Raw genomic sequence first — 26,007 nt, 5'->3', positions numbered from 1 at the left:
GAACCCTGGCGAGTCCGATGCCGATTCTCCGAGTTCACCAAGCGCGGGAGCGTCTCGAAAACATCTCCCGCAGTGACCGTTTCCGTCCCGGCCGAGTCTCTCGGCTGGCTTCCTCCGCGACGGCCAATCCAGCCTCCGTCGCAACGACCCAGCAGGCGAATTCCCAATCGGTCGCGACCTGTGCGGCCGAGACTTCGTTCTGAACGCGTGCTCTGACGTCCTCGAGGGCCTCGGAAACGTGACGAACGGGGGCGTGGCGACCAGGCGGACCTCCGTCGATGTACTCCATGCGCCCGACGCTGATGAGGCCCAGGGCGCTGAGCTTTTCGAAGCTGCCGAAGGCCGCGGCAATATCGTCGTCGCTCGGTTGCCAGTCGGGAGTGGGCGGCGGATTGGTCCTGATTCCGAGGTGGATCAGGGCCCAGACAAGCGCGACATCGTCGTATCCAGTTCCCGCGAGCAGCTCCGTCTCCGCCGGGGTCAATTCCGTTCCCTCGATCACCCGGTCAGGATACTGGTAGGGCTGAAATATCCCGCGCCTCCTCGACGACGGGCTCGGTCGACGCTGCTCATCGAGCCCGGGGAAGAACTGACACGGGGCGCGAGGGATCTCGTCGACCTCTTTGCGGACCGCAGGTCGCGTTAGTCGAAGCGAGGCTCGGGCGGCCGTCTAGCATATGAGCCATGACCGACGTCGAAACCGTCACGCTTTGGCGTCCGACGGGGCCCGAAGAGCTGGTGCTGGTGGAGGAATCCGGCTGGACGCGATGGCCTCCGCGGTTGCCGGATCAGCCGATCTTCTATCCGGTGCTCAACGAGGACTACGCGGTCCGCATCGCGCGGGACTGGAACGTCAAAGCGTCCGGGGCCGGGCACGTCACCCGCTTCCGCGTGCGAAAGGACTTCCTGGACCGTTTCGAGGTGCAGCAGGTCGGCGGTGAGACCATCCTCGAGTATTGGATCCCCGCCGAGCAGCTCGAGGAGCTCAACGGCAACATCGTCGGGCGCATCGAGGTGACGCGCAGCTTCCGACGCGGGCCGGACGGCGATGTGGTGGAGGTCCACGACCGTGAGTGACCATGACAGTGGTGCGCGAGTCACCCTCCGGCTCGACCCTCCTCTGGACTGCGACTCCGAACGGTTTCGGCTCCGATGACGCATGGACAAGTGCCCGGCTGGTGGATGACGCCGTCATCGCTCATACGTGGTCGTGCTGGCGTGTGCGATTGAGCCTCGCCGACGGGCGTGTCCTCGACGCGGTCTTCACCAAGTAGCTTCGCGCGTTTCACCGCCACTCACGCGTGCGCGCCGCGACGGTCCCGTTCGGCGTCCCGCTCAGCCAGCCGCCGCCGGGAGTCGGCGGTGATCCGGAGCCATTCGGATCCACGGGCGAAGTCCCGGACGGCGGGAGCTGCCCCGGCCGTCGTGGCGCCGATGAACGCGTTGATGACGTCTGCCTGGGCGATAGCGCGGGAGCGGCGTACGGCCGTCGCCGGGAACGAGCGGGAGGTGCGTCTTCCTTCGCGCATCCAGGACAGAAACAGCACTTGCACCGACCGGTACGGGGTGCCGCGGGTGACGAACCAACTGCTCCACCTGTCGGTTCGGCACCGGGTCTCCGCGTCGATCGGGATCGTATAGGTGCGGAACCAGCTCCGCACCCGGATGCGGCGCTCGGAAAGATAGACACCCACGAACAGAGACCGCACCACAGCGACAGCGAGCAGGCAGACGGCGGCCCAGATGAGCGGGGCCAGACTCCGATCGAGCGCTGACTGATCCGGGGATGGATGGAACAGACCCGCCAGGCAGGCGAGCAGGAAGTCGATCAGCGTGGTGATGGCCGCCACGCATGCACCGCGACTGGATTGCCGCAGCCGGACCTCGGTCGTCCGTCCGGAGCCTGTTCCCTGCTCCAACGGCTCGGCGGTCGATTCGGCGGTCACGGGTCGATCCTGGCATCTCATGCCGCTCGACGTGACCTTCGCGCGCGGACGCGAGCGCTCATCGTCCGGCGAGAATCACTCTGACGGATGATCCCTCCGCGGTTGCGCCTCGCTAGCGTGGACGTGTGCGCAGCGGGCAGCAGAACGGCGTGACGGCCGGCATACTGCGCGGCCTCGTGGAGGCGGGTGGGCAGTCTGCATTGACCCTGGCCGTCATGGGCTCCACGGGGCTGGTCATCTGCATCGCCGCGGGTTCTTATGACGGCATCCCGTCGATGATCGGGTGGTTGATGCTGAGCGCCGCGGCGGCCTTCGTGACGACGGTCATCGTCATGGTGGGAGGCCTTCCGCTCCGCCTGATTCCCCGTGCCCGCAACTTCTGGTGGGCGCATGCCGGACTCGCCTTCGTCTGGATGTCCGCAGGCGCGGTGCTGATCGTCGGTTCCCTCGTTCTCGCGGCGCGGACCGCGATCAGTGACGACTTCGGAGGGCGTTTCGACGTGCTGGAGCCCAACCCATGGATACTGCTCGCTGGTTGGCTGCTCCTCGCGTTCTCGTGCGCTCACGTCCGCTGGCCCCGCCGATGGAGCCGTCGGCGCGCCGCGGGGTCGAGCGTGCGTCTCTGACAACCGCGGGATGTGATCCAAGCAGAAACGGAGGACATTACGCCACGTGGGCGGCGCCCGGTCCTCCGTTCCCGGCGGGCTCGCGGTGTGTCGGAGCGGGAGTCCTCCCTTTCCGCGGCCGCCGCCCCCTCACCAGCTCCGGAGCACCGCCGCCTTCGGACCGGCGACGAGCGTCCGCGCGGGCACGTCCTCCGCGACGGTCGCGCCCGCGGCGATCACGGAGTCGCGGCCGATGGTGACGCCGGGGAGGATGGTGGCTCCCGCGCCGATCCACACGTTCTCTTCGACCGTGATGGGGCCGCCGGTCAGCCAGATGCGGCGGTCGTCGGTGTCGACGGGGTGGCCGACGGTGATGAAGGTCGCCTTCGGGGCGACCATGACGCGCTCGCCGAGGGTGATGCCCGCGTAGTCGAGGAACGTGCAGTTCTGGTTGATGAACACCCGCTCCGCCAGCTCCAGGTTGCGGCCGTGGTCGGTGAAGAACGGCGGGTAGATGGTCACGCGTGGCGGGAGCGGGCGGCCGAGGATCTGCTCGAACAGGGCGGACTTGCCCTCCTCGTCGTCGAAGGGGAGCACGTTCAGCCGCGAGGTCAACGCGGTCACCTCCAGCACCCGCTCCGACATCGCCTGGAACTCGGGACTGTGGATGCGCATCAGCAGCTCGGACACCCCATGATCCTGACGTGGCGTCGCGCGCGCGGGCAGCGGACACGCCAGGGCGCGCCCAAAGCGCGGCGCACGCTACGGTAAGGCTCGTCACCGCACATCCAGGAGGACCCATGCCGTACGTCGTCGACTTCGAGAAAGTCTCCACCGTCGGGCTGGAGTCGTCGCCCGTGGCGGACGCGCTCGCCGGCCTCCGCGCGAACGAAGCGCGGTACTACCGCAACAAGTACGACCACGTCTTCACCGTCGGCACCGCCGAGGAAGAGCAGGATGCGGTGGACCGGGTCGCACGGGTCCTGAAAGAGGAGCGCGGCATCGTCATTGCGTCTCCGGCGCTCGAGGCCACGGACTTCGAGGTCGACGGGATTCGGATGACGTACGTCTTCTACGAGTCCGGGCTGTCGATCAACGTGATGTACGCGCTCGCCGAGGGCGGCAAGCGGGCGGTCGGCTTCAAGCTCTCCGACGGGATGGACGTGCCGGAGGAGTTGTCCTCGTTCAAGTTCGCGCGCCAGAAGTCCCGGCTCGCGGGAACCATCCGCGGCTCCTACTTCGTGATCAAGGGCGAGTACTGACCTCCTCCGTCACACGACCGCACGGACGAATTCGGCGACCGTCGAGGCGATGAGGTCGCGCACACCGGCCGCGCCCAGTGGGGACGCCTTCGGTACCCGCATGCCGTGATCGGCGCCCGGGACCTCCACCACCCGGATACGATGGGCGGCCGCGGCAGCGGATGCCCCGACCTCCGCAGCACCCACTTCGGACGCGACGAGAGCCGCTGACCCGAACGGGTCGCCTCCGCCCTGGACGACGAGCACAGGGACGGCCGGCTCGAGCAGTTCGTCCAGCCGCGACCTGTCGGCTTTTCCCGGCGGATGCAGCGGGAACGCAAGACACACAACGCCGCGCGCGCCGAGCGCTGTCGCGGTCCGGCAGGCGACTCGTGCGCCCGCGCTGCGGCCACCCGTCACCAGCGGGAGGTCGCCGGCGAGCGCCCGCACTCGTGGGGCTGTCTCCTGCCAGGCGACGTCGAGCGTGGCCGGGCGGGCGGCCACGCGCTTGTCGGCGACACGCCACGGTTGCTCGTAGCGGACGACCGTGATGCCTTCGCCGGGCAGCCGGGAGGCGAGGACAGCGAGGTCGGCCGCCTCGATGCCGCCGCCGGCGCCGTGACCCATCCAAAGGACCGCGGCGGGATGCTCGGCCGCGGAGACGGTCAGCCGGCCGGGGCCGACCGAAGTGGGGACGTCGATCTGCATGGAGTCGACGCTACCCGTGCGGGCCCGGTGAAGGGCGGTGCGCGCCCCGACTGTGGATGAGTCGGTGCGGGGAGCGGCTGTGGACGGAAATGCGCACATCCCGACCGCCCGACATCCACCGCGACTCTTGCTTCCGCACGCCGCCGGGCGGACCATGGAAGTGGCGATGCGGGCGCCAACGGGTCGGATGGGGATGATCACGATGGTCGCGGACTCACGGGTGTGCAGAGTGTGCGGAGGGCCGATCTCCGAGGAACGGCGGCTGGTGCCGACGTCGCGCGGGGCTTGGACGGTGGTGACGGTGGCGGTGGGATGCCGAAATCCGCTCTGCCGTGCGTCGTCGCTCGCCCAGCAGCGCATGGTGCCGCCCGGCACCACGCTGGTCGCCTGAGCGCGGGCGGCCGGTCCGCCGTCTGTGGGTCGCGACACGCCGTTCTGGCGCGCCCATAACGGCGTGTTGCGACCCACCGGCGCGGCAGCGCGGCGGAGCGGCGCTCAGGAAGCAGAGGACGCCGCGCGACCCGACCGCCCCGCGCGTCCGGGTCGCACGAACACCAGCAGCGCCAGGTGCACCACCGCCAGCACGGTCGCGACGCCGACGGCCGCCAGCCAGCTGCCCGCGGTCGTCCCACCGCTGAACAGAAGCCCGAGCACCGTCGTCGCGACGATCGCCCCGACATAGCGCGACGTCTGGAAGATGCCTGCGGCGACACCGCTGTCCTCCGGTCGGGCCGCCGAGTAGAGCGCCTGATTCATCCCGATGCTGACGACGCAGTAGGGGATGCCGAGCGCCGCCGTGAGCACCAGCACGACCCAGGGCGCCGTCGTCGCGGCGGCGACGGCGAGGAGGGCAGCCCCGACCACGAGCGCGATCGCACCGGTGATCAGGGTCGGCCGCAGCCCGACGGACTCGATCGCGCGCGCGGCGAACGGCGTGACGACGATGGTCACGGCCGCGAGTGGGAACATCAGCAGCCCGGCGACGCCCGCGCTGTAGCCGCCGTGCGTCTGCAGGTACTGCGGCAGGCCGAAGAAGGCGGAGTAGTAGACGACGTTGAAGATCGCGAAGCTGAGGTACACCAGCAGGAGGCGCCGGTTCGCCGCCAGCAGCCGCAGGTCGAGGAACGGGTGGGCCGTGCGCAACTCCCGCCAGACGAAGAGCGCGGCAGCCACGGCGCACACCGGCAGCAGCCACCAGAGCGGCTGGGGTTCCAGGTCGAGGAGGAAGACGAGCAGCGACGTCAGGGTCGCGATGAACAGCAGGATGCCGGGGATGTCGGACTCGGCGAGCGTGCGACCCAGCGGCACCCGCTCCCGTTCGGCGTCGCGCGGAGCGAAGAACCACACGCCGACGAAGGCGATCAGGGCCAGCGGCACGTTCACCCAGAAGATCGACTGCCAGCCGAGGAACGTGATCAGCGCGCCGCCGAGCACCGGCCCGATAGCGGCGCCGGAGGTGTTGGCGATCTGGATGCGGCCGAGCAGTCGTGGCGTCCCGACCCCGGAGGTCGCGGCGAGCGGCCGCAGCAGGGCGATCGCCGACGGGAACGCGGTCGCCGTCCCCACCGCCAGCGCCACCCGGCCGACGCAGACGGCGGCGAGGGACCCGGCGAACGGCGTGAGCGCGCACGCGAGTACGACGACGAGCATCCCGAACAGGAACAGGCGGCGCGGCCCGAAGCGGTCGCCGAGCCGGCCCATCAGCGGCTGGCCCGCGGCCGACGCCAGGTAGAACGAGGTGATGACCCAGGTCACCGCCGTCACATCCACACCGAAGTCGTGCTGCAGCGGCACGAGGGCCACCGCGATCATCGACGAGTTGAGCGGGTTCAGCAGCGTGCCGAGGCTGAGCGCGGCGACGGCCGCCCCGGTGCGCGGGCGCGCAGGGTCGTCGGAGCGGCTCACTCCGTCCACGCTACTCGGGCCGTGCGATCACTCGTCGAGGTCGGCGGTCGTGACCGGGATGGTGGAGCGGTACGGGTAGGCGGGCATCGACGAGTACTCCTCCTCGTCGGCCAGTTCGTACACGTCGTACGCGAGGGCCCCGGCGAACAGGGTGGCGACGCGGATCTCGCCGGGCGGGCATCCGCCGATCAGCGGCACGACCACGACGCTGTCGAGGGTCCGGCCGTCCTCGTAGAGGAGGGCCGCTTTGATGGTTCGCGTAAGTGCGTCCATGACCGGACTTTACGGCGGTTCGCGCAACCGTGACTTGACGGCGCGCGGTGGTTTGGAGAAAGTGATCCCAAGAGGAAGGACTCGCGTGGGAACGTTGATCTACGACGGGGCCGACGGCTTCACGTTCGACGACCGGGTGCTCGCGCACCTGCAGGCGGTCGTCCAGACGAAGCTGCGGCGCCGGGAGGGTTTCCTCCTGATCTGGACGGATCGCACAGCCGGTCCGGACGGCGTGCTGCGGTCGATCTGGCTCGACCCGTCCATCTCGCTCCAGTTCGTGTTCGCGAGGCCGGAGTTGCCCGAGCTGAACCGCGACTGGCTGACCATCCTCGGCGAACGCGCCAACAGCAACTCCGGGCTGATGCTCGAGGACGACCTGCGCGCGGAGATCCGCGAAGAGATCCCGGAGGGGACCTACCGGGCGAGCAGGACGAGGAACGGCAAGCGCCGCGAGGGGGCGTGACGTGGGCAGGCTGGTCTACGGGACCGCGCCGCAGGAGTACGAGTTCGACGACCGCACCCTGGCGCACGTCAAGATCGCCGTCGTCACGAAGCTGCGCCGCCACGAGAGCTTCCTGCTGAACTGGCAGATCCCGGCCGACCTGGGCGGGGGTCGGGTGAGCCTCTGGATCAGTCGCGACATCCCGCTGGCGTTCGTGTTCAGCGGCAGCAGGCCGCCGCGGCTGAACGAGCGCTGGATGGATGTGCTGCTGCGGACGAGTCAGCGCACCGGGGGAATGGTGGTCGTGTCCGAAGCGGAGGCGGAAGCCATCGTCGACCGCGACGAGAGAGGGAACTGAGGATGTCGTTTCAGGCGTACCTCGACGCCGTCGAGGAGAAGACCGGCAAGACGCCGCGCGAACTCGTCGCGGAGGCGGGGGAGCGCGGGTTCGGTCCGGGCAGCAAGGCGGGCGACATCCTCGCCTGGCTGAAGGACGACTACGGGCTGGGCCGCGGACACGGGATGGCGATGGTGCACGTGATCACCAAGGGCCCGGAGATCGACACGAAGTTCGTCGGCACCGACGGCGTGCACCGGGATGAGTCGGCGACGCTGTGGCTGGACGGCAAGGCGACCAAGCCGGCCGGCTGATCTCTCGCGGGGCACCGCCGCGCCCGTCAGGGCAGCAGCGCGAGCTTGCCGCCCGGGTGGCCCTCCTTCAGGAACGCGAGCGCCTCCGGAGCGTCGGCGAGAGGATACGTGCGCGCCACGGGGACCTGGAGCCGGCCGCTGCCCGCCAGCTCGAGGAGTGAGCCGCGGACGGAGTCGCGGAACGCCTGGCTCTCCGGCTGGGCGCCGAAGACGGCGTGGAAGCCCTCCTGCTGTGCACGTTGAGAGGCGACGATGGTGACGATGCGCCGCCGGTCGGGGACGAGGTCGAGGGAGACGTCGACGGCCTCCTCCGTGCCGACCGTGTCGAGAGCCGCGGCGATCGGCCCCTGGGCGGCTTCCGTGGCGCGCTCTGCGAGCCCGGGGCCGTAGGCGATCGGCAGGCCGCCGAAGCGACGCACCCGGGCGAAGCTCGCCTCGCTCGCCGTCCCGATGACGCGCGCGCCGATCTCGGCCGCCTGCTGGAGGATGCTCACGCCGACGGCACCCGACGCTCCGTGCACGAGGATGGTCTCGCCCGCGCGCACATCGGTCACGTCGAGCATCTGGGCGGCCGTCGTGCCGACGAGCAGGAGGTTGGCGGCCTCCTCATCGGCCAGCCGGGCGGGTTTGGCGAAGACGTCCTTCGCCGGCACGGTGACGGCGGTGGCATAGCCGCCCTGGATGCGGAACGCGACGACCGCGTCGCCGACGGCCCCGCCGCCGGACGCGATCTCGGTGTCCGGACCGATGGCCGCGACGACGCCGGCCACCTCGTAGCCGATCGGGACCGGGAGCTCCAGGCCCTCCCGGGTTGCCGACACGTGCTTGTAGTCGGCCGGGTTGACGCCCGCGGCGCGGACCTCGATCGTGACCTCGCCCTGTCGAGGGTCGGGGACCTCGACCTCCGCGAACTCCCACGTCTCCGGCCCGCCCCAGCGGGTCGCTCGCCACTGTCGTGCTGTCTTCTGGCTCGCCATGATCGCAGTCAACTCCCGTCGGCTGTGCGCCGGCTCAAGACCTCTGCCATGCCGTCTCAGGTGGCGGAGACGCGATCCGCAGCGCGGCCGCTGTGCCGCGCACGGCGGGGACGGGTCGGCGCGAGCCGGAGCATCTGGGCCGTCGAGCTGTCGTCGAGCTCGACCAGGTCGCCGCGCGACTTGATGAAGTCGCTGAACGATCGGTAACCGAGGGCCTTCTCGCTGAAGGACGGGTCCATCCGCTTCATCTGGCCCTTGACCGTCGAGCTGTGCAGCCACGGCGAGTCGTCCTTCTCGTGGCCGAGCTGCATGGCGCGGGCGAGGAGTCGCGTGGCGACGTGCTGCGGGTCCTCGCTCTGCTCTTCGTCCGCATCCCCCGTGCTGGTCGTCGCAGCGGCACGCTTGCGGCTTCCGCGCTTCGCCCGCTGCGGCGGCTCGGAGGCGGCGTCCGCGGCCGGAGCCGACGCATCCACCGTCTCGGGTTCCGCGGCGGCGCCATCGGCCTGGTCACCCGCGGGCTCCGCGGCCACCGCCGTCACCGGCTCGGTGCCCGCCTCGACCTCGACGTCGTCCGCGTCCTCCGCCTCGTCACGGGCGATGCCCGGGAGGTCGTCGTAGCTGACGAATTCGTCGCAGGCCGCGGCGAGCGATTTGGCGGTCGAGCCGGCGACGCCGATCCCGATCACGTAGCGCCCGAGGCGCTTCACCCGCTGGGCCAGCGGGATGTAGTCCGAGTCGCCCGCGACGATCACCACGTGCGTGAGCTCGGGAAGCCGGAACAGGTCTTCGACCGCGTCGACCGCGAGCCGGATGTCGGCGCCGTTCTTGGCGTAGGCGGCGGCCGGGAAGAGCTGCACGAGGTCGACCGCGCGGCCGACCAGCTGGCCGCGGTACTCGGCGTTGACGGCGGACGACCAGTCGGCGTACGCCCGCGTCAGCACCAACGTGCCGAACGACGAGGAGAAGTCGATTACCGCACCCAGGTCGACGCGCGCTTCCGCCAGTTTCTCGGCGAAGCCCGCCTTCGGCGCGGTCGAGCTCGACTTGGGCCGATCGCGCATGTAGGAGCCACGACCATGCACCTGGTCGTAACGGGATATGACGATGTTGTCGAAGTCTATGTAGACAGCGACACGGCCGTCTCCGGGTTCACTCATGCTGCCACGATAGCTTGCGGCCGCCGTGAGCCGACCGGCGGGAAGCAGGATGTGGACAAGCTGCGGCTGTGGATGGACGACACCAGGTGCCGCCCATCCACACTCCGCCCATCCACACTCCGCCCATCCGCTCGCCGGTCAGGACCGCGCGTAGCGGTCCGCAACATCGAGTGCCGCGTCGATCGCGGCGAGACCGCGACGCAGCTCGTCCTCGCCGATGATCAGTGGCGGCGCGACGTGCACGCGGTTGAAGTGGGTGAACGGCCAGACGCCCGCAGCCTTGCAGGCCGCCGCGACTTCGGCCATCGGCGCCGCATCCGGTCCCGCCGCGTTGAACGGCACCAGCGGCTCCCGTGTGTCGCGGTCGCGCACCAGCTCCAGTGCCCAGAACAGGCCGCGGCCGCGCACCTCGCCGAGCGACGGGTGCCGCTCCTGCCACGACCGGAGCTCCGGCTCGACCACGCGCGAGCCGAGGTCGCGCACCCGCTCGAGGATGCCGTCCCGCTCGAACACGTCGAACGTCGCGACCCCGGCGGCGCAGGCCAGCGGGTGGCCCGAATAGGTGAGGCCGCCCTGGAACGGCACATCGTCGAACTGTGCGGCGATGGCGTCCGAGATGACGACGCCGCCGAGCGGCACGTATCCCGAGTTCACGCCCTTCGCGAAGGTGACCAGGTGGGGCACCACGTCGAAGGCGTCCACAGCGAACCACTCGCCGACGCGCCCGAAACCGACCATGACCTCGTCGGCGATGTACACGATCCCGTACCGGTCGCACAGCTCCCGCACGCCCGCGAGGTACCCGGGCGGCGGCACCAGCACGCCGTTGGTGCCGACGACGGTCTCGGCGATGAGCGCCGCGATCGTGCCGGCGCCCTCCAGCACGATCACGTTCTCGAGGTGCTCCAGCGCGCGCTGCGTCTCCTCCTCGGGCGAGGTCGAGTGGAACGCGCTCCGGTACGGGTACGGGCCGAAGAAGTGCGCGACCGACGGGTCGCTCGGCTCGTTCGCCCAGCGCCGCGGGTCGCCGGTGAGGGCGATCGCGGTCGCGGTGCCGCCGTGATACGAGCGGTACATCGACAGCACCTTGCGGCGGCCGGTCACGGCGCGCGCCAGGCGCACCGCGTACTCGTTCGCGTCCGCCCCGCCGTTGGTGAAGAAGACCTTGTTGAGCGTCCCTGGAGCCACCTCGGCGATGCGTCGAGCGAGCTCGCCGCGCACGTCGTTCGCCATCGACGGCTGCACGGTGGCGAGCCGGCCCGCCTGCTGCTGGATGGCGGCGACCAGGTCCGGATGCTGGTGCCCCAGGTTCAGGTTCACCAGCTGCGAGCTGAAGTCGAGGTACGCATTTCCGTCGTAGTCCCAGAACGTGGAGCCCTCGCCCGCGGCGATCGGCAGCGGGTCGATCTTCGCCTGCGCGCTCCACGAGTGGAAGACGTGGCCGCGGTCGTCGCTGCGCACCTGGCGCTCGGCCTCCGCATCCCCGAACGGATGCTCGACGCCGTGCCGGTCGAGATAGCCGGTCCGCGTGCCGGTGGCCGGGATGGTGTCCGTCATCGTCGTCTCCTCGCTCACGCGTTGCCGGGGAACGCGAGCTCGATCCGCGAGTGCAGCGGGTCCGGCCAGCGCGTGGTGACCACCTTGCTCCGCGTGTAGAAGTGGAACGACTCGGGACCGTAGATGTGCGAGTCGCCGAACAGCGAGTTCTTCCAGCCGCCGAACGAGTAGGCGCCGACGGGGACGGGGATGGGCACGTTGATGCCGACCATCCCGACCTCCACCTCGAACTCGAAGCGGCGGGCTGCCCCGCCGTCACGGGTGAACAGCGCGACGCCGTTGCCGTACGGGTTGGCGTTGATGAGGTCGATCGCCTCGTCGAAGGTGTCGACCCGGACCACCGACAGCACCGGGCCGAAGATCTCGTCGTCGTACGCCTTCATGCCCGGCTTCACGTTGTCGAGCAGGCTGACGCCCACGAAGAAGCCGTCGCCGTCGAACGAGCGCGCGGTGCCGTCCTCCACGACCGTCGCGCCCTCCGCCGCGGCGCCTGTGACGTACGACGCCACCTTGTCGCGGTGCTCGCGCGTGATGAGCGGGCCCATCTCGCTGGCCGCATCCGTGCCCGGCCCGATGCGCAGGGCGCCGAGGCGCGACTGGATGGCCGGCACCAGCCGGTCGCCGACGTCGCCGACGGCGACCACCACGCTGACCGCCATGCAGCGCTCGCCGGCGGAGCCGTAGGCGGCCGAGACCGCTGCATCGGCGGCGGCGTCGATGTCGGCGTCCGCCAGCACCACCATGTGGTTCTTGGCTCCGCCGAGCGCCTGGACGCGCTTGCCGTTGGCCGACGCGCGCTGGTAGATCGAGCGGGCGATCGGAGTGGAGCCGACGAAGCTGACCGCGGCGACGTCGGGGGAGTCGAGGAGCGTGTCCACCGCCTCCTTGTCACCGTGCACGACGTTCAGCACGCCGTCCGGCAGTCCGGCCTCGCGGAACAGCTTCGCCAGGAACACGGAGGCGCTCGGGTCCTTCTCGCTCGGCTTCAGCACGACGGTGTTGCCGCAGGCGATGGCGCTGGCGACCATCCACAGCGGCACCATCACGGGGAAGTTGAACGGGGTGATGCAGGCGACGACGCCGACCGGCTGCTTGACGCTGTGCACGTCGATGCCGGTGGACACCTGCTCGCTGTACTCGCCCTTGAGCTTGTCGATCAGGCCGCTCGCGAACTCCACGTTCTCGAGCCCGCGGCCGATCTCGCCCGCAGCGTCGGAGAGCACCTTGCCGTGCTCGCTCGTCACGATGGCGGCGAGTTCGTCGCGACGCTCGGTCAGGAGGTGACGGAGGCGGAACATCACGTCGGCGCGCTTGGTCAGGCTGGTGGCGCGCCACGCAGGAAAGGCAGCGCGCGCGGCGGCGATCGCGCGCTCGGTCTCGGCGGCATCGGCGAGGGCGACCTCGTGCTGGCGCTCGCCGGTCGCCGGATTGAACACCGGGCCGGTGCGCAGGGCGCCGGTCGATTCTGCGGCGATCTCTTCGCCGGCGATGAAGTGGCGGATCAGGGCCACGGGGATCCTCCTCGCGGTTTCGCCGGACGTTCTGCCCGGCGGTGACAGTAAGCTTGCCTCCCAATGATCACAGAGCGGGGGCGGTAGAAGCGATGCCAGATCGTCGGGACCCGCACGCGGGTCGAACAGTTCGTCCGGAAGCCTCGGGGAATGCGCCGCAGCTGCACGCGCCGTCGTCGTCCGTGCTGCCGACGGTGCGCGAGGTGCTGCGCATGGAACCGGTGGCCGTCGCCCTGCCCGAGGTGCTGACCGGCCGGGAGCGGTTGGATGCGCCGGTGCGCTGGGTGCACGTCGCCGAGACGGCGGAGGCGGCCCGGCTGGGCTCCGGCGGCGAACTGCTGCTCGCCACCGGCGTCGGGTGGCCGGCCGACGACGCCGCCCTGCGCCGGCTCGGCCGGGTGCTCGTGGAGGCCGGCGTCGCGGGGCTCGTGCTGGAGTTGGGAGCGCCGATGCCGGCCGCGCCCGCCGCGCTCGTCCAGGAGTTCCAGGCGGCCGGGCTCCCGTTCGTCGTCCTGCACCGGGAGGCGCGGTTCGTCGCGATCACGGAGGCCGTGCACTCGCGCATCATCGCGGAGCAGATGGTCGCGTTGCGGGCGCGGGACGACATCCATGCGCTCTTCACCGGTCTCAGCCTGCGCGGCAGCCCGGCCGACTTCATCGTGGAGCAGGCGGCGCGCGTGCTCGGGTCGCCGGTGGTGCTGGAGGACACCAGCCACCGGGTGATCGCGGCCAGTGGCCTCACCGCCAGTGGGACGGCCGCCAGTGGGACGGCGGCTGCCGGAGCGAACGCATCGGCAGAGGACGAGCTCGCCGACTGGGAGCAGCGCTCGCGGGCGGCCCACCGGTCGGGCGCGGCCGGGTGGACGATCGTCCCGGTCGAGGCACGGGGGATGCGCTGGGGTCACCTCGTCGGGCTGCCCGGAGAACCGCATCCCGCCGGCCGTTCCAACGTGCTCGAGCAGGCCGCGGTCGCGCTCGCGCTCAGCCGGCTCTCCGACCGCGACGACGACGAGTGGACGCGGCGCAGCCACGACGCACTGCTCGCGGCGCTGCTCGGCCGGCGGTTCGCGGGGGAGGGCGGCGTCACAGCCCGCTTCGAGGCGGCGGGCTTCCCGCTCTCCGGCCGGCCGGTCGCGGGGGTGGCCGTGCGGCTGCGCTCCGGGACGCTGCCCGTTCCGGCGGCGGCGCGCGCCGTGGAGGCCGCTCGGGCGGCGGGCGTCGACGCGGTCGCTGGACGGCATCCCGAGCAGCCGGGCACCCTCGTCGTCGCGGTGTCCGCTCGGCCGGGTCGGCAGCTCGGGGACGCCCTGTTCGCCGCGATCGCGGACGCCGTCGGGTCGGTGCGCCTCGACGACCCGGTGGCGGTCGTCGCCGTCGGCTCGGATGCGCGCGGGGTCACCGGGCTGCTGTCGTCGCTGGAGGAGGCGGTCGAACTGGCGGCCGGATCAGCCGCGCGCACCGATGCTCGCCTCGGGCGGAGGCCGCTCATCCAGCGCGTTCAGCATCGGCCGCTGCTGAGGCTGGTCAACGCGCTCGGAAGCGACCCGCGGCTGCTGGAGCACACCGAGCAGCTGCTGCGTCCGCTGATCGAGTACGACCTGGCGACAGGCGGAGACCTCGTGGAGGTGCTGCGCGCGTACCTCAGCCACCCCGGCAACCGGACGCGCGCGGCCGCGGCGAGCCACCTCTCGCGGTCGGTCTTCTACCAGCGCATCGCCCTGATCGAGGAGCTGCTCGGGATGGACCTGGACGACGGCGAGACCGTCGCGGCCCTCCACGCCGCGGTGCTGGCGAGGGGTCGCGCCGCGACCTGACCTGACGGCGTCAACCTGGTTGACGCGACATGCCGTCGTGGAAGGCGCCCGCACGGCGTGTCGCGTCACCTCGACGCCCGACGGCCGGATGCGGTCAGGAGTCGAAGCCGAGGCCGACCGCGTCCAGCGCACGGAGGAAGGCGTTGCGGTGTCCGGCCCGGTGATCGGCCTGGTCGAGGGACCAGCGGGTGAGGTTGATCCCGATCGCCGCGGCGGGTTCCGGCGGGAAGGGGATGGGTCGCGTGCGCACCATCTCCAGCTCCGTCCGCTCGGTGGTGCGGCCGGCGAGCAGGTCGAGCATCACCTTCGCACCGAAGTGCGTCGCCGCCACGCCGAGGCCGGTGTAGCCGGCGGCGTAGGCGACGCGTCCCTCCCGCGCCGACCCGAAGAAGGCGCAGAACCGGCTGCAGGTGTCGATGGCGCCCGCCCAGCGATGTGTGAACGTCAGCCCCTCCAGCTGCGGGAACGTGGTGAAGAAATGCCCGGCCAGGCGGCGGAACGACGCCGGGCGATCTTCATACGCCGACCGCACGCGACCGCCGTAGTGGTAGACCGCGTCATAGCCGCCGAACAGGATGCGATCGTCGGAGGTCAGGCGGTAGTAGTGGAACTGGTTGGCCGAATCGCCGATGCCCTGCCGGCCCTCCCATCCGATCGACTGCCGCTGGGATGCGGTCAGCGGCTCCGACATCAGCACGTAGTCGTACACGGGTACCGTCGCGAGACGGTTCCGCCGCAGCAGGCTGGGAAAGACATTGGTCGCGAGAGCGGTGCGGCGGGAGCGGACGGTTCCCGTCGGCGTCTCGAGCACCGTCCCGTCGCCGATGCTCTCGACCGGACTGCGCTCGAAGATCTCGACCCCCGCGTCGCTGCAGGCCTTCGCCAGCGCCCGGACCAGTTTCGCCGGGTGGATGAGCGCCGAGTCGCGGGTGCGCAGCAGGGCTCCTTCGTACGTCGGGGAGCGGACGAGGGACTGGATCGCGTCCCGGTCCAGGAAGGTGGCCTCCGGCCCCTCGGCCTCCCGCAGCCAGGGGAGCTGGTGCGGTTCGGTCGCCACATCCAGGGCGCCGTTGCGCTCGAACTCCGCGTCGAGCCGCAGCTCGGAGACGGTCTGCTCGATCTCGTCGAGGTTCTGCATCCCGAGCCGCTGCAGCTCGTCGAACTCGCCGGGCCAGCGGGTGCGGCCGTTCTCGTCGCCGTGCGTCAAGCTCGCCTCGCAGAAGCCGCCGTTGCGGCCGGACGCCGCCCAGCCGACGCGGCGGCCCTCGAGCAGGACGACGCGTGCGGACGGATCCTCCCGCTTCGCGAGCAGCGCCGTCCACAGGCCCGTGTAGCCGCCGCCGACGACGGCCAGGTCGCAGCTGAGGTCGCCGTGGAGGCGCGGATGACGCTCGGCGGGCGCGTCCTCCGTCCAGAACACGGCCTGCCGGCTGGGCGCGAGCGCGTGCCGCACGACGGAGGCGTCGGGGCGCTGCCGCTCGAAGACGGTGCTGGTCCGGGATGGGCTCACGCCGACATTCTGCCCGACCGGGCTGCGGCCGTTCGTCGGGAAACCCGGGGTGCGTCGTCCAATCCGTCCGGCGACGGGTCGGGCGCAGGGCGCGGCCCCCTGAGCGTTCTCGCACGACCTGGCGGGTGCGCGAAACGCGCGAACAAGTATTGTTGGCCGCGCACCATGAAGGGAGGCGGCCGTGAGCAACGGAGCGGGGCGCGTGACCATCGCGGGGCTGGCCGACCAGCTGGGTCTCTCGAAGGCGTCCGTCTCGTACGCGCTCAATGGGCTCCCGGGAGTGAGCGACGAGACGCGCGAGCGGGTGCTGGCCCTGGCGGAGCAGCTGGGATGGCATCCCAGCTCGTCCGCGCGTGCGCTGTCGCGCGCGCGGTCCGACACGATCGGCATCGTCCTCCGCCGTGACCCGAGCCTGCTCGGAGCCGAGCCGTACTACATGAGCCTGCTCGCCGGGGTGGAGTCCGAACTGTCCGAGACCGGGCAGTCGCTGCTGCTGCGCATGGTCGGCACGGACGCAGGTCAAGAGGTCGCCGCGTATCGACGCTGGAGCGCCGAGGCGCGGGTGGACGGCGTCATGCTCTTCGACATCACCTTCGACGACCCGCGACCGCAGCTGCTGGAGGAGCTCGGCCTCGCGTTCGTGCTGCACGGCAACCGCGAGGCGGTCGCGCCCGGCAAAGTGCTGCTGTACGACGCGCGTGCCGACGCCGGACTCCTCGTCGAGCATCTGGCATCCCTCGGCCACCGTCGCGCGCTGCACATCGCCGGACCCGCCGAGTTCGAGCACGAGCAGGACCGCCGCGACGCCGTCGCCGCGCACGGGCAGGAGCTCGGCGTCGAGTTCTCGTTCGCGGTCTCCGACTACTCGATGGAGTCGGGGGAGCGGCTCGCCGCGGAGCTGCTGTCGACCGACACATCCCTCACCGCGGTGCTGACCTCGAACGACCTGCTCGCCCTGGGCGCACAGACCGCGCTCAACCACGCCGGCCGCGAGGATGTCGCCATCGTCAGCTGGGACGACTCCCTGCTCTGCCGTCTCGGCACCCGCCCGATCACCGCGCTCGACCGATACCCGGAGGAGCAGGGGCGGCGGTCGACACGGCTGCTGCTCGACCAGCTCGCCGGGCGCCCGGCGTTCGACCGCCGCGCGCGGCCGAGCCGGCTCGTGCCCCGCGCCACCAGCATCCGCGCCGGCGAGCACGCCGCCCGCTGAGCGCCCGCATCCCGCGCTCGCCCCGCGCCCCCTCGCCCCTCGCTCCGCGCCTATCGAAGTGCACGTAGTTGCGGGCGACACGCCGTAGCGGACCGCCACTACGTGCACCTCACGGCCGCATCGCGGCGCGGCAGGGGCGACCGGCCGGTATACCCTCGGACGAGGTGAAGTCAAGGATTGACACCTGAACCGGTTAAGTTAGGCTCAGCGTGGCGCTCCCGCGTCCGGCTCTCGCACCAGGGCCGGGATCGCCCCCCATCAAGAGACGAAGGAGTCACAATGAGGAAACGCGCCATCGCCGTCGCGGCACTGGCCGCAGCGGTCTCGCTCGTGGTCGCGGGCTGCAGCAGCTCGGGATCCGGAGGGTCGTCCAGCGGGGCGACACTCACGTACTGGGCGAGCAACCAGGGGACCAGCCTCGACAACGACAAGCAGGTCCTCACCCCCGTCCTGGACGACTTCACGAAGCAGACCGGAATCAAGGTCAAGCTGGAGGTCATCGGCTGGAACGACCTGCAGACCCGCATCCAGACGGCGGTCACCTCGGGCCAGGGCCCGGACGTACTGAACATCGGCAACACCTGGGCCGCCTCCCTGCAGGCGACCGGAGCGTTCCTGCCGTTCGACGACGCCAACATGAAGGCGATCGGCGGCAGCGACAAGTTCGTGAAGGCCGCGCTCGACACCGGCGGCGCCGAGGGCAAGCCGGTCACCAGCGTCCCGCTGTACGGCCTCGCCTACGGCTTGTACTACAACAAGAAGATGTTCACGGACGCCGGCGTGCAGCCGCCGACGACGTGGGAGGAGCTCGTCGCCGCGGCGAAGAAGCTCACCAACGGCAGCCAGTACGGTTTCGCCCTCGCAGCGGGCAGCTACACCGAGAACGTCCACTTCGCGTTCATCAACTCGGCCCAGAACGGCGGCGAGTGGTTCGACAAGAAGGGCAACCCGACGTTCGACAGCCAGGCGAACATCGACGGCATCAAGCGCTACCTCGACCTGATGCAGAGCGACAAGGTCGTCAACCCGTCCAACGCCCAGTACGACAACGGCGTGCAGGCGGTCAACGACTTCGCCACCGGCAAGGTCGCGATGATCCTCAGCCAGAACAACGCGGACGCCTCGATCGTCGCCAACGGCATGAAGAACGACCAGTACGGCGTCGTCCCGTTCCCGGCTCCTGAGGGCGGCAAGGACATCGCCACCTTCATCGCCGGCATCAACCTGTCGATCTTCAAGAACACCAAGCAGAAGGACGCGGCGCTCAAGTTCGTCAAGTACATGACGAGCGAGGACGTCCAGACCACGCTGGGCAAGCCGTACGCCAGCCTGCCGGTGCTGAATGACGCCAAGCCGGTCTTCACCGACAACGCCGAAGAGGCGGCGACGTTCCAGAAGATCTACAACGACATGTCCAAGCCGCTCCCGCTGGTGCCGGCCGAGGACCAGTTCGAGAACACCGTCGGCAAGGCGATGAACGACATGTTCGCCAAGATCGCCACCGGCAGCACGGTCTCCGACGCCGACATCAAGGCGGCTCTGAAGAACGCGCAGGACCAGGTCAAGCAGTCGCTCGGCGGCTGACACCCGGAAACCAGCTCGTCGGGCGGGGCGCGGCCACCGCGTCCCGCCCGGCGGACAGCCACACCCTCAAGGAGACTCATGTCGACGACGACAGACGTCCGCGGCCCAGCGCGCACCGTGCCGGCCGCCGCAGCTGCACCGCCCCAGCCCAAGCGCCGCCGCCCTAAGGGATGGTGGCTCCCGTTCATCCTGCTCGCACCGGCGATCGTGTTCGAGCTCCTCATCCACGTCGTCCCGATGCTCACCGGCATCTGGATCAGCTTCACGCAGCTGACGAAGTTCTACATCGCCAACTGGGGCGAGGCGCCGTTCGTCGGCCTGAAGAACTACGCCGTCGCGCTCGACTTCAACGGCTCGGTCGGCGCCGGGCTGCTCCGGTCGTTCCTCGTCACCGTCGGCTTCACCATCCTGGTCGTCGGCCTCTCCTGGGTGCTCGGGATGGCGGCAGCCGTCTCCCTGCAGGGCCGGTTCCGGGGGCGCGCGTTCTTCCGCACGCTGTTCCTCGTGCCGTACGCGCTGCCGCTCTACGCCGGCATCATCACCTGGAAGTTCATGTTCCAGAAGGACACCGGCGCGATCAACCACTTCCTCTTCGACAACCTCGGGCTTCCGGGCGACAAGCCGTTCTGGCTGATCGGCGGCAACGCCTTCTGGTCGATCGTCATCGTCGCGATCTGGCGGCTCTGGCCGTTCGCGTTCCTGATGCTGATGGCGGGCCTCCAGTCCATCCCGTCGGAGGTGTATGAGGCCTCCGCGGTCGATGGCGCCAAGCCCTTCCGCCAGTGGCGCGCGATCACGCTGCCGATGCTGCGGCCGGTCAACTCCGTCCTGCTGCTCGTCATGTTCCTGTGGACCTTCAACGACTTCAACACACCGTTCGTGCTGTTCGGGAGCACAGCCCAACCCGCGGCCGGCGACCTGATCTCCTTCCACATCTACAACGCCTCCTTCCTGACCTGGAACTTCGGCTCCGGAGCCGCGATGAGCGTCCTCCTGCTGCTGTTCCTGCTGGTCGTGACCGGCGTCTACCTGCTCGTCGTCAACCGGAGGAACCGCAATGCGTGAGACCCGCTCTTCCCACGTCTTCCGCTGGGTCACCATCGCCGTGCTCACCGTGTTCACGGTGGTGCCGCTCTACGTCATGATCACGTCGTCGGTGAAGCCGCTCTCCGAGGTGCAGTCCGCGTTCACCTGGTGGCCGCAGACGATCACGTTCCAGCCGTTCATCGACATGTGGTCGACCGTCCCGCTGGCGTCCTACTTCGTGAACTCGCTCATCGTGTCGAGCGCGGCGACCCTGATCTCGCTGGTCATCGCCGTGTTCGCCGCGTACGCCGTGTCGCGCTACCGGTTCAAGGGCCGGAACGTGTTCACCACGACCGTGCTGTCGACGCAGATGTTCCCCGGTGTGCTGTTCCTGCTCCCGCTGTTCCTGATCTTCGTGAACATCAACCAGGCGACCGGCATCCAGCTGGTCGGCACCCGGTGGGGCCTCATCATCACGTACTTCACGTTCGTGCTGCCGTTCTCGATCTGGATGCTCGCGGGATACTTCGACGGCATCCCGCGCGACCTCGACGAGGCCGCGAAGGTCGACGGCTCCGGGCCCATGGGCGCACTGTGGCACGTGGTGCTGCCGGCTGCCCGCCCCGGTCTCATCGCGGTCGCGATCTACTCGTTCATGACCAGTTGGGGCGAGGTGCTGTTCGCATCCGTGATGACGACGGACGAGAACAGGACGCTCGCGGTCGGCTTGCAGCTCTACTCGACCCAGACGAACGTGTACTGGAACCAGATCATGGCGGCGTCGCTGGTCGTGTCCATACCGATCGTCGTCGCGTTCCTCCTGCTGCAGCGCAACTTCGTCGCCGGTCTGACCGCCGGCGCGGTGAAGTGACGCTCGACCGCATCCCCTCTTCTTTCTGAAAGGCACCATGGATCGCCCATCCCCGGTCTTGCAGGTCGACGACGCCCCCGTGGTGTGGCTCGGCGCCAACTTCTGGTCGCGCACCGGCGGCCCGCTGATGTGGACGCGCTACGACACGACCATCGTGCGGGAGGAGCTGCGTGTGCTCGCCGAGCACGGCCTGAACATGACCCGCTCCTTCTTCTACTGGCCCGACTTCCATCCGACCCCGGACTCCCTCGACGAGCAGTGCGTGGCGAACTTCGCCGACTTCCTCGACGCGCACACGGAGGTCGGGATGACGACGGTCCCGACCTTCCTCGTCGGGCACATGTCTGGCGAGAACTGGGACCCGGCGTGGCGCGACGGCCGCGACCTGTACAGCGACGTGTGGTTCGTCGGACGGCAGGCCTGGTACGTGCGGGAGCTGACGTCGCGGTTCGCCGCGCATCCCGCCGTCGCCGGGTGGCTGCTCACCAACGAGGTGCCGATCTACGGAGGGGAGGCACCGCGTCCCATCGTCGACGCGTGGGCCTCGCTACTGGTGGATGCGGTGCGCGCGGGCGGCGGGACGCAGCCGGTCGCCGTCGGCGACGGCGCCTGGGGCATCGAGACGACGGGTCACGACAACGGGTTCTCGGTGCGCGACCTGGCGAAGTTCACCGACTTCATCGGGCCCCACGTGTACCGGATGGAGACCGACCAGGTGCGGCAGCACCTCAAGGCGGCGTTCATCGCCGAACTCGCGGCGACCGACGGACTGCCCGTCATCATGGAGGAGTTCGGCCTGACGAGCGACTTCGTGTCGGACGCGGGCGCCGCCTCCTATTACCGGCAGCTGCTGTACTCGACGCTCCTGGCCGGTGCCACGGGATGGATCGCGTGGAACAACACCGATTGCGACGACCTCGCCGATCAGCGGCCGTACTCGCACCATCCCTTCGAGATGCACTTCGGCATCACCGACCGTCACGGCAACCCCAAGCCGCCGCTGCGCGAACTGGCGCGGTTCGCCGCCGACCTCGCCGCGATCGAGCTGCCGTCGGTGCGGCGGGCGCCGGTGGATGCGGCGCTCGTCGTCCCCTCGCACCTCGCCGAGGACTACCCGTTCACGCAGGAGGAGGAGCGCGCGCACATCGTGGCGACGGGGGAGCAGTCCTACGTCGCGGCGCATGAGGCGCACATCCCCGTCGCGGTGGTGCGCGAGAAGGAGGACGGCGGGCTGCCGACCGGGTACGGCCTGTACCTGCTGCCGTCGGTCAAGCAGCTGTGCGCGACCTCGTGGGAGCAGCTGGTGGAGCTGGCGGGCGAGGGGGCGACCGTCTACGCGTCGTACTCGCACGGGTCGAGCGGCGTGCAGCGAGGACCCTGGTGGGCGCACACAGAGGAGCTCTTCGGGGTGCGGATGGACAGCGCGTACGGGCTCGCCGAGCCGGTGACGGACCCGACCGTGACGCTGCGGTTCACCGAGGACTTCGGGTCGATCGCGGCCGGGACCGAGCTGTCGTTCGCTGCCGCGGGCAACGACAACGGGCGGACGTACCTCCCGGTGCGGGCGACCTCGGGTCGCGTCGTCGCGGTGGATGCGCACGGCCGGCCCGCTGTCGTGGTGCGCGATCACGGTGCGGGGCGCGCGGTGCTGTGCACCTATCCCCTCGAGTTCTTCGCGTCGGCGCAGGGCCGCGTGAACCCGGAGGAGACGTGGCGGCTGTACGACGCGCTCGCCGTCGTCGCTGATGTGGAGCGGGATGTGCGGCTCGACGACCCGCGCGTGTTCACCGACACGCTGGTGCACGAGGACGGCCGCCGCTTCGTGTTCTTCGTGTCGCAGCACGACACCGCGGTCACGGTCGAGCCGACCGTCGCCGGCGGCGAGCTGCGGACGCTCGACGGCGACGTATCCCCGTCCGTCGCGCTCGAGCCCTACGGCGTCGCGATCCGCCTCCTCGCCCTCGACTGACGCGCCCGACTCCTTCTCCCAAGCCAACAGCTCCTGAGTTTTTCCGCCTTTCGAGGCACTTTCGCGCGAAAAACTCAGGAGCTGTTGGCTGGGATGTCTCAGGCGGGGGCGTGGCGGTCGAGGAAGGCGTAGACCTCGGTGGCGTCCACTCCGGGGAAGGTCCCGGTCGGGAGCGCGGCGAGCAGCGACGTGGGCGTGCGCGCGGCCGGCCACGCCATCCCCTCCCAGCGCTCGGCCAGAGCACCGGGCGGCCGGCGGCAGCAGGATTCGTCGGGGCAGCGGGAGACCGCGCGATGCGTCGTCTCGCGCCCGCGGAACCACTTGACGTGCGCGAACGGCACCCCGACGCTGACGGAGTAGTCGCCCTCCTTCGCCTTCTCGACGCGTGACGTGCACCAGAACGTCCCGCTCGGGGTGTCCGTGTACTGGTAGTACGGGCTGAACCGGTCGGCGACATCGAACACCGTGCGCGCGGTCCAGCTGCGGCACACCGGCGTCCCCTCGACAGCGCCGAGCGCATCCGACGGGAAGGCCACGGCGTCGTTCTCGTACGCCTTGATGATGGTGCCCGACTCGTGCACCTTCATGAAGTGCACCGGGATGCCGAGGCGCGCGGTGGCGAGGTTGGTGAACCGGTGCGCCGCCGTCTCATACGACACGGCGAAGGCGTCACGGAGGTCCTCCATCGAGATGCGCCGGAAGTTCTTCGCCTCGGTGAGGAAGCCCACAGCATCCTTCTCGGGCAGCAGCAGCGCGGCCGTCAGATAGTTGGTCTCGATCCGCTGCCGCAGAAAATCGGCGTAGTTTCGCGGCTCATCGTGGTCGAGCACATGCGACGCGAAGGCCTGCAGGATGGGGGAGCGCGAGTCGCGGGACGCCGACTGCTCGGTGGGCAGGTAGATGCGCCCGTTCCGCCGGTCGGTGACCGAACGGGTGGAGTGCGGCAGGTCGCCCACGTAGTGCAGCGAGTACCCGAGGTGATCGGCCATGTCGGTCACGGTCTGGTGCGAGACGGGGCCGCCGGTGTGGCCGACGGCGGCCAGCAGGTCGGCCGCGATGGCCTCGAGCTCGGGGAAGTGGTTGTCGCGCGCCCGCATCGTCGCCCGCAGTTCCGCGTTCGCGCGGCGGGCCTCCTCCGGCGTCGCCGCCCGCTCGCGGTGCAGCCGCTCCACCTCCTGGTGGAGCGCCAGAATCGCCTGCAATGTCGCGTCAGGGACGGTCCGGCTGACCCGCACGGGATCGATGCCGAGGGAGGCGAACACCGGTCCGCGCTGCGCCCGCTCGACCGCGATCTCCAGAGCCGAGCGCTCGTCCGGCGGGTCCGGCGCGAGGAGGTCGTCGACGGTCACGCCGAGGGCGTCCGCGATCGCCCGGAGCAGTGCCAGCCGTGGCTCGCGGTTGCCGTTCTCGATGGTCGACACCTGCGACGGTGCCCGGTCGACGGCCGTGGCGAGGGCCTCCAGCGTCATCGCGCGCGCCTGCCGGAACGCGCGGATGCGCCGGCCCAAGGTGAGCGCGTCGGCTGCGGTCTGGTCGGCGTGCGCGTCGGCGTGCACGTCCTCTGTGACGGTCATGGTGGCCATGCTGACACTCCCGCGAAGTTCTGGCAAACAGAAGAATCGGCGGATTTCTGTCGGTCGATGCGGGTCGAGCGGCGCCCGGCGGGCGAAGGATCGAGTCATCCGATCCGACCGATGGAGGTCCCGACATGGAAAACCGGACGACAGAGCCCCGCCCCGGAGACACGACCCAGACCGCCGCCGAGCTGCAGTTGGAGTGGGATGCGGATCCGCGCTGGTCGGGCATCCGCCGCGACTACACGGCCGACGACGTCGTCAGCCTGCGCGGCCCGGTCCGCGAGGAGCAGACCCTCGCCCGCCGCGGCGCCGAGCGACTCTGGGAGCTGATCCAGCGCGACAGCACCGCCGACGACCCGCGCTGGGTCGCCGCCCTCGGAGCCCTCACCGGCAACCAGGCCGTTCAGCAGGTTCGCGCCGGGCTCGAAGCGATCTACCTCTCGGGCTGGCAGGTCGCCGCCGACGCGAACCTCGCCGGCCAGACGTATCCTGACCAGAGTCTCTACCCGGCGAACTCGGTGCCGGCCGTCGTCCGCCGCATCAACAACGCCCTGCTGCGTGCCGGTCAGGTCGAGGGTGTCGACGGGCCGGTGAGCGACTGGATGGCGCCCATCGTCGCCGACGCCGAGGCCGGCTTCGGCGGCCCGCTCAACGCGTACGAGCTCATGCACGCGATGATCCAGGCGGGCGCCGCCGGCGTGCACTGGGAGGACCAGCTGGCCAGCGAGAAGAAGTGCGGCCACATGGGCGGCAAGGTGCTCGTCCCGACCGGCCAGCACATCCGCACCCTCAATGCCGCGCGGCTGGCGGCCGACGTCGCCGGGGTGCCCACCATCGTCATCGCCCGCACCGACGCCCTCGCCGCGACGCTGCTCACCAGCGACCACGACGAGCGCGACGCCCGCTTCGTGACCGGGACGCGCACCGCCGAGGGGTTCTACGAGGTCGAGAACGGCATCGAGCCGGTCATCGCCCGGGGTCTGGCGTACGCGCCGTACGCCGACCTGCTCTGGGTGGAGTCGGCGGAGCCCGACCTGGAGCTCGCGCGCCGCTTCGCCGAGGCGGTCCACGCCGAGCACCCGGAGAAGCGGCTCGCGTACAACTGCTCGCCGTCGTTCAACTGGCGTCGGCACCTCGACGACGAGACGATCGCGCGGTTCCAGCGGGAGCTCGCCGCGATGGGATACGCCTTCCAGTTCATCACGCTGGCCGGCTTCCACGCCCTCAACCACTCCATGTTCACGCTCGCCCGGGACTACGGACGGCGCCACATGAGCGCCTACGTCGACCTGCAGGAGGCGGAATTCGCCTCGGAGAGCGACGGCTACACCGCCACCCGCCACCAGCGGGAGGTCGGCACCGGCTACTTCGACCGCGTCGCGACCGCGCTCAACCCCGACAGCGCGACGCTCGCCCTCACCGGCTCCACCGAGGAGCACCAGTTCTGACCCCCGCGCCCAGCCATCCGTT

The 26,007-nt window shown here is 70.3% G+C and carries 25 protein-coding genes; 13 read left to right on the top strand and 12 right to left on the bottom strand.

All coding sequences use genetic code 11. From position 1 onward, the window contains the following. Nucleotides 1-34 precede the first annotated feature (34 nt). Nucleotides 35-502 carry a hypothetical protein gene (locus J2Y42_RS17650; protein WP_309861215.1) on the bottom strand — a complete coding sequence of 156 codons (468 nt, stop codon included), beginning with the start codon at nucleotides 500-502 and terminating at the stop codon, nucleotides 35-37. A 182-nt stretch (nucleotides 503-684) separates the two neighbouring features. Here J2Y42_RS17650 and J2Y42_RS17645 point away from each other — a divergent pair, with 182 nt between their 5' ends. Beyond that, nucleotides 685-1,077 carry an ADP-ribosylation/crystallin J1 gene (locus J2Y42_RS17645; RefSeq protein WP_309861212.1) on the top strand — a complete coding sequence of 131 codons (393 nt, stop codon included), beginning with the start codon at nucleotides 685-687 and terminating at the stop codon, nucleotides 1,075-1,077. Nucleotides 1,078-1,295: 218 nt separating this feature from the next. Here the strand turns inward: J2Y42_RS17645 and J2Y42_RS17640 are convergent, their stop codons facing one another. Continuing rightward, entirely contained in the window at nucleotides 1,296-1,946 is a 651-nt protein-coding gene (locus J2Y42_RS17640; protein ID WP_309861209.1) for a hypothetical protein, read from the bottom strand. A gap of 125 nt (nucleotides 1,947-2,071) precedes the next feature. Here J2Y42_RS17640 and J2Y42_RS17635 point away from each other — a divergent pair, with 125 nt between their 5' ends. Then, on the top strand, nucleotides 2,072-2,572 hold the full coding sequence (locus J2Y42_RS17635; protein ID WP_309861205.1) for a hypothetical protein: 501 nt from the start codon (nucleotides 2,072-2,074) through the stop codon (nucleotides 2,570-2,572). A gap of 129 nt (nucleotides 2,573-2,701) precedes the next feature. Here the strand turns inward: J2Y42_RS17635 and J2Y42_RS17630 are convergent, their stop codons facing one another. Beyond that, nucleotides 2,702-3,241: a sugar O-acetyltransferase gene (locus tag J2Y42_RS17630; protein WP_309861202.1), complete on the bottom strand. Its 540-nt coding sequence runs from the start codon at nucleotides 3,239-3,241 to the stop codon at nucleotides 2,702-2,704. 110 nt (nucleotides 3,242-3,351) lie between these two features. Between J2Y42_RS17630 and J2Y42_RS17625 the strand changes: the two genes are divergently transcribed. Next, nucleotides 3,352-3,813, top strand: a complete 462-nt coding sequence (locus tag J2Y42_RS17625) for a phage tail protein (RefSeq protein ID WP_309861199.1) — start codon at nucleotides 3,352-3,354, stop codon at nucleotides 3,811-3,813. A 9-nt stretch (nucleotides 3,814-3,822) separates the two neighbouring features. On the opposite strand, the gene J2Y42_RS17620 is transcribed toward J2Y42_RS17625, so the two are convergent. The 3 genes from J2Y42_RS17620 to J2Y42_RS17610 form a co-directional block, all read right to left on the bottom strand. Further along, nucleotides 3,823-4,500 carry an alpha/beta family hydrolase gene (locus J2Y42_RS17620; RefSeq protein WP_309861197.1) on the bottom strand — a complete coding sequence of 226 codons (678 nt, stop codon included), beginning with the start codon at nucleotides 4,498-4,500 and terminating at the stop codon, nucleotides 3,823-3,825. 495 nt (nucleotides 4,501-4,995) lie between these two features. Beyond that, complete coding sequence (locus tag J2Y42_RS17615; RefSeq protein ID WP_309861194.1) at nucleotides 4,996-6,405, bottom strand: MFS transporter; 1,410 nt, start codon at nucleotides 6,403-6,405, stop codon at nucleotides 4,996-4,998. A gap of 27 nt (nucleotides 6,406-6,432) precedes the next feature. Continuing rightward, on the bottom strand, nucleotides 6,433-6,678 hold the full coding sequence (locus J2Y42_RS17610; protein WP_309861190.1) for a hypothetical protein: 246 nt from the start codon (nucleotides 6,676-6,678) through the stop codon (nucleotides 6,433-6,435). An 85-nt stretch (nucleotides 6,679-6,763) separates the two neighbouring features. On the opposite strand from J2Y42_RS17610, the gene J2Y42_RS17605 reads away from it, so the two are divergent. Genes J2Y42_RS17605 through J2Y42_RS17595 form a run of 3 tightly spaced genes read left to right on the top strand, consistent with a single transcriptional unit; the run spans nucleotide 6,764 to nucleotide 7,771 of the window. Further along, nucleotides 6,764-7,141: a hypothetical protein gene (locus tag J2Y42_RS17605; RefSeq protein WP_309861187.1), complete on the top strand. Its 378-nt coding sequence runs from the start codon at nucleotides 6,764-6,766 to the stop codon at nucleotides 7,139-7,141. A gap of 1 nt (nucleotide 7,142) precedes the next feature. Further along, nucleotides 7,143-7,478 (top strand): hypothetical protein, encoded by a 336-nt coding sequence (locus J2Y42_RS17600; RefSeq protein ID WP_309861184.1) that lies wholly within the window; start codon nucleotides 7,143-7,145, stop codon nucleotides 7,476-7,478. A 2-nt stretch (nucleotides 7,479-7,480) separates the two neighbouring features. Continuing rightward, nucleotides 7,481-7,771, top strand: a complete 291-nt coding sequence (locus J2Y42_RS17595; protein WP_309861181.1) for a DUF4287 domain-containing protein — start codon at nucleotides 7,481-7,483, stop codon at nucleotides 7,769-7,771. A 26-nt stretch (nucleotides 7,772-7,797) separates the two neighbouring features. Here the strand turns inward: J2Y42_RS17595 and J2Y42_RS17590 are convergent, their stop codons facing one another. The 4 genes from J2Y42_RS17590 to J2Y42_RS17575 form a co-directional block, all read right to left on the bottom strand. Beyond that, nucleotides 7,798-8,748: an NADP-dependent oxidoreductase gene (locus tag J2Y42_RS17590; RefSeq protein WP_309861178.1), complete on the bottom strand. Its 951-nt coding sequence runs from the start codon at nucleotides 8,746-8,748 to the stop codon at nucleotides 7,798-7,800. Between the two features lie 56 nt (nucleotides 8,749-8,804). Next, complete coding sequence (locus J2Y42_RS17585) at nucleotides 8,805-9,905, bottom strand: NYN domain-containing protein (RefSeq protein WP_309861175.1); 1,101 nt, start codon at nucleotides 9,903-9,905, stop codon at nucleotides 8,805-8,807. Nucleotides 9,906-10,043: 138 nt separating this feature from the next. Beyond that, nucleotides 10,044-11,462, bottom strand: a complete 1,419-nt coding sequence (locus J2Y42_RS17580; protein WP_309861172.1) for an aspartate aminotransferase family protein — start codon at nucleotides 11,460-11,462, stop codon at nucleotides 10,044-10,046. 14 nt (nucleotides 11,463-11,476) lie between these two features. Continuing rightward, nucleotides 11,477-12,973, bottom strand: a complete 1,497-nt coding sequence (locus tag J2Y42_RS17575; protein WP_309861169.1) for a CoA-acylating methylmalonate-semialdehyde dehydrogenase — start codon at nucleotides 12,971-12,973, stop codon at nucleotides 11,477-11,479. 92 nt (nucleotides 12,974-13,065) lie between these two features. Between J2Y42_RS17575 and J2Y42_RS17570 the strand changes: the two genes are divergently transcribed. Then, a complete protein-coding gene (locus J2Y42_RS17570) occupies nucleotides 13,066-14,787 on the top strand; it encodes a PucR family transcriptional regulator (RefSeq protein WP_309861166.1) in 1,722 nt (573 codons plus the stop codon). 94 nt (nucleotides 14,788-14,881) lie between these two features. On the opposite strand, the gene J2Y42_RS17565 is transcribed toward J2Y42_RS17570, so the two are convergent. After that, nucleotides 14,882-16,297, bottom strand: a complete 1,416-nt coding sequence (locus tag J2Y42_RS17565) for an FAD-dependent oxidoreductase (protein ID WP_309861163.1) — start codon at nucleotides 16,295-16,297, stop codon at nucleotides 14,882-14,884. Nucleotides 16,298-16,478: 181 nt separating this feature from the next. Between J2Y42_RS17565 and J2Y42_RS17560 the strand changes: the two genes are divergently transcribed. From J2Y42_RS17560 to J2Y42_RS17540, 5 genes are all read left to right on the top strand, one after another. Further along, nucleotides 16,479-17,510 carry a LacI family DNA-binding transcriptional regulator gene (locus tag J2Y42_RS17560; RefSeq protein WP_309861160.1) on the top strand — a complete coding sequence of 344 codons (1,032 nt, stop codon included), beginning with the start codon at nucleotides 16,479-16,481 and terminating at the stop codon, nucleotides 17,508-17,510. Between the two features lie 279 nt (nucleotides 17,511-17,789). Beyond that, nucleotides 17,790-19,094 carry a sugar ABC transporter substrate-binding protein gene (locus J2Y42_RS17555; protein ID WP_020077268.1) on the top strand — a complete coding sequence of 435 codons (1,305 nt, stop codon included), beginning with the start codon at nucleotides 17,790-17,792 and terminating at the stop codon, nucleotides 19,092-19,094. 78 nt (nucleotides 19,095-19,172) lie between these two features. Continuing rightward, the gene (locus J2Y42_RS17550) at nucleotides 19,173-20,159 is read left to right on the top strand and encodes a carbohydrate ABC transporter permease (protein WP_018191517.1); all 987 of its coding nucleotides are present in this window, start codon (nucleotides 19,173-19,175) and stop codon (nucleotides 20,157-20,159) included. Next, entirely contained in the window at nucleotides 20,152-20,991 is an 840-nt protein-coding gene (locus J2Y42_RS17545; protein WP_018191516.1) for a carbohydrate ABC transporter permease, read from the top strand. The genes J2Y42_RS17550 and J2Y42_RS17545 overlap by 8 nt, the downstream gene beginning before the upstream one ends. 37 nt (nucleotides 20,992-21,028) lie before the next feature. Next, nucleotides 21,029-22,960, top strand: a complete 1,932-nt coding sequence (locus J2Y42_RS17540; RefSeq protein ID WP_309861155.1) for a cellulase family glycosylhydrolase — start codon at nucleotides 21,029-21,031, stop codon at nucleotides 22,958-22,960. A 98-nt stretch (nucleotides 22,961-23,058) separates the two neighbouring features. On the opposite strand, the gene J2Y42_RS17535 is transcribed toward J2Y42_RS17540, so the two are convergent. Then, a complete protein-coding gene (locus J2Y42_RS17535) occupies nucleotides 23,059-24,543 on the bottom strand; it encodes a helix-turn-helix domain-containing protein (protein WP_309861152.1) in 1,485 nt (494 codons plus the stop codon). Between the two features lie 125 nt (nucleotides 24,544-24,668). On the opposite strand from J2Y42_RS17535, the gene aceA reads away from it, so the two are divergent. Beyond that, complete coding sequence (gene aceA / locus J2Y42_RS17530; RefSeq protein ID WP_309861149.1) at nucleotides 24,669-25,985, top strand: isocitrate lyase; 1,317 nt, start codon at nucleotides 24,669-24,671, stop codon at nucleotides 25,983-25,985. Nucleotides 25,986-26,007: the final 22 nt, after the last annotated feature.

Origin of the sequence: Leifsonia sp. 1010, assembly GCF_031455295.1 — a bacterium.
Taxonomy (GTDB): Bacteria; Actinomycetota; Actinomycetes; order Actinomycetales; family Microbacteriaceae; genus Leifsonia.
This window is presented reverse-complemented; position numbering and strand designations above follow the sequence as displayed.

What these genes read in the sequence shown, in the direction of transcription:
- J2Y42_RS17570 (WP_309861166.1), top strand. Translation starts at nt 13,066, where the DNA reads ATGCCAGATCGTCGGGACCCGCACGCGGGTCGAACAGTTCGTCCGGAA.
- J2Y42_RS17625 (WP_309861199.1), top strand. Translation starts at nt 3,352, where the DNA reads ATGCCGTACGTCGTCGACTTCGAGAAAGTCTCCACCGTCGGGCTGGAG.
- J2Y42_RS17585 (WP_309861175.1), bottom strand. Translation starts at nt 9,905, where the DNA reads ATGAGTGAACCCGGAGACGGCCGTGTCGCTGTCTACATAGACTTCGAC.
- J2Y42_RS17545 (WP_018191516.1), top strand. Translation starts at nt 20,152, where the DNA reads ATGCGTGAGACCCGCTCTTCCCACGTCTTCCGCTGGGTCACCATCGCC.
- J2Y42_RS17540 (WP_309861155.1), top strand. Translation starts at nt 21,029, where the DNA reads ATGGATCGCCCATCCCCGGTCTTGCAGGTCGACGACGCCCCCGTGGTG.
- J2Y42_RS17620 (WP_309861197.1), bottom strand. Translation starts at nt 4,500, where the DNA reads ATGCAGATCGACGTCCCCACTTCGGTCGGCCCCGGCCGGCTGACCGTC.
- J2Y42_RS17550 (WP_018191517.1), top strand. Translation starts at nt 19,173, where the DNA reads ATGTCGACGACGACAGACGTCCGCGGCCCAGCGCGCACCGTGCCGGCC.
- J2Y42_RS17555 (WP_020077268.1), top strand. Translation starts at nt 17,790, where the DNA reads ATGAGGAAACGCGCCATCGCCGTCGCGGCACTGGCCGCAGCGGTCTCG.
- J2Y42_RS17535 (WP_309861152.1), bottom strand. Translation starts at nt 24,543, where the DNA reads ATGGCCACCATGACCGTCACAGAGGACGTGCACGCCGACGCGCACGCC.
- J2Y42_RS17595 (WP_309861181.1), top strand. Translation starts at nt 7,481, where the DNA reads ATGTCGTTTCAGGCGTACCTCGACGCCGTCGAGGAGAAGACCGGCAAG.
- J2Y42_RS17610 (WP_309861190.1), bottom strand. Translation starts at nt 6,678, where the DNA reads ATGGACGCACTTACGCGAACCATCAAAGCGGCCCTCCTCTACGAGGAC.
- aceA (WP_309861149.1), top strand. Translation starts at nt 24,669, where the DNA reads ATGGAAAACCGGACGACAGAGCCCCGCCCCGGAGACACGACCCAGACC.
- J2Y42_RS17590 (WP_309861178.1), bottom strand. Translation starts at nt 8,748, where the DNA reads ATGGCGAGCCAGAAGACAGCACGACAGTGGCGAGCGACCCGCTGGGGC.
- J2Y42_RS17580 (WP_309861172.1), bottom strand. Translation starts at nt 11,462, where the DNA reads ATGACGGACACCATCCCGGCCACCGGCACGCGGACCGGCTATCTCGAC.
- J2Y42_RS17645 (WP_309861212.1), top strand. Translation starts at nt 685, where the DNA reads ATGACCGACGTCGAAACCGTCACGCTTTGGCGTCCGACGGGGCCCGAA.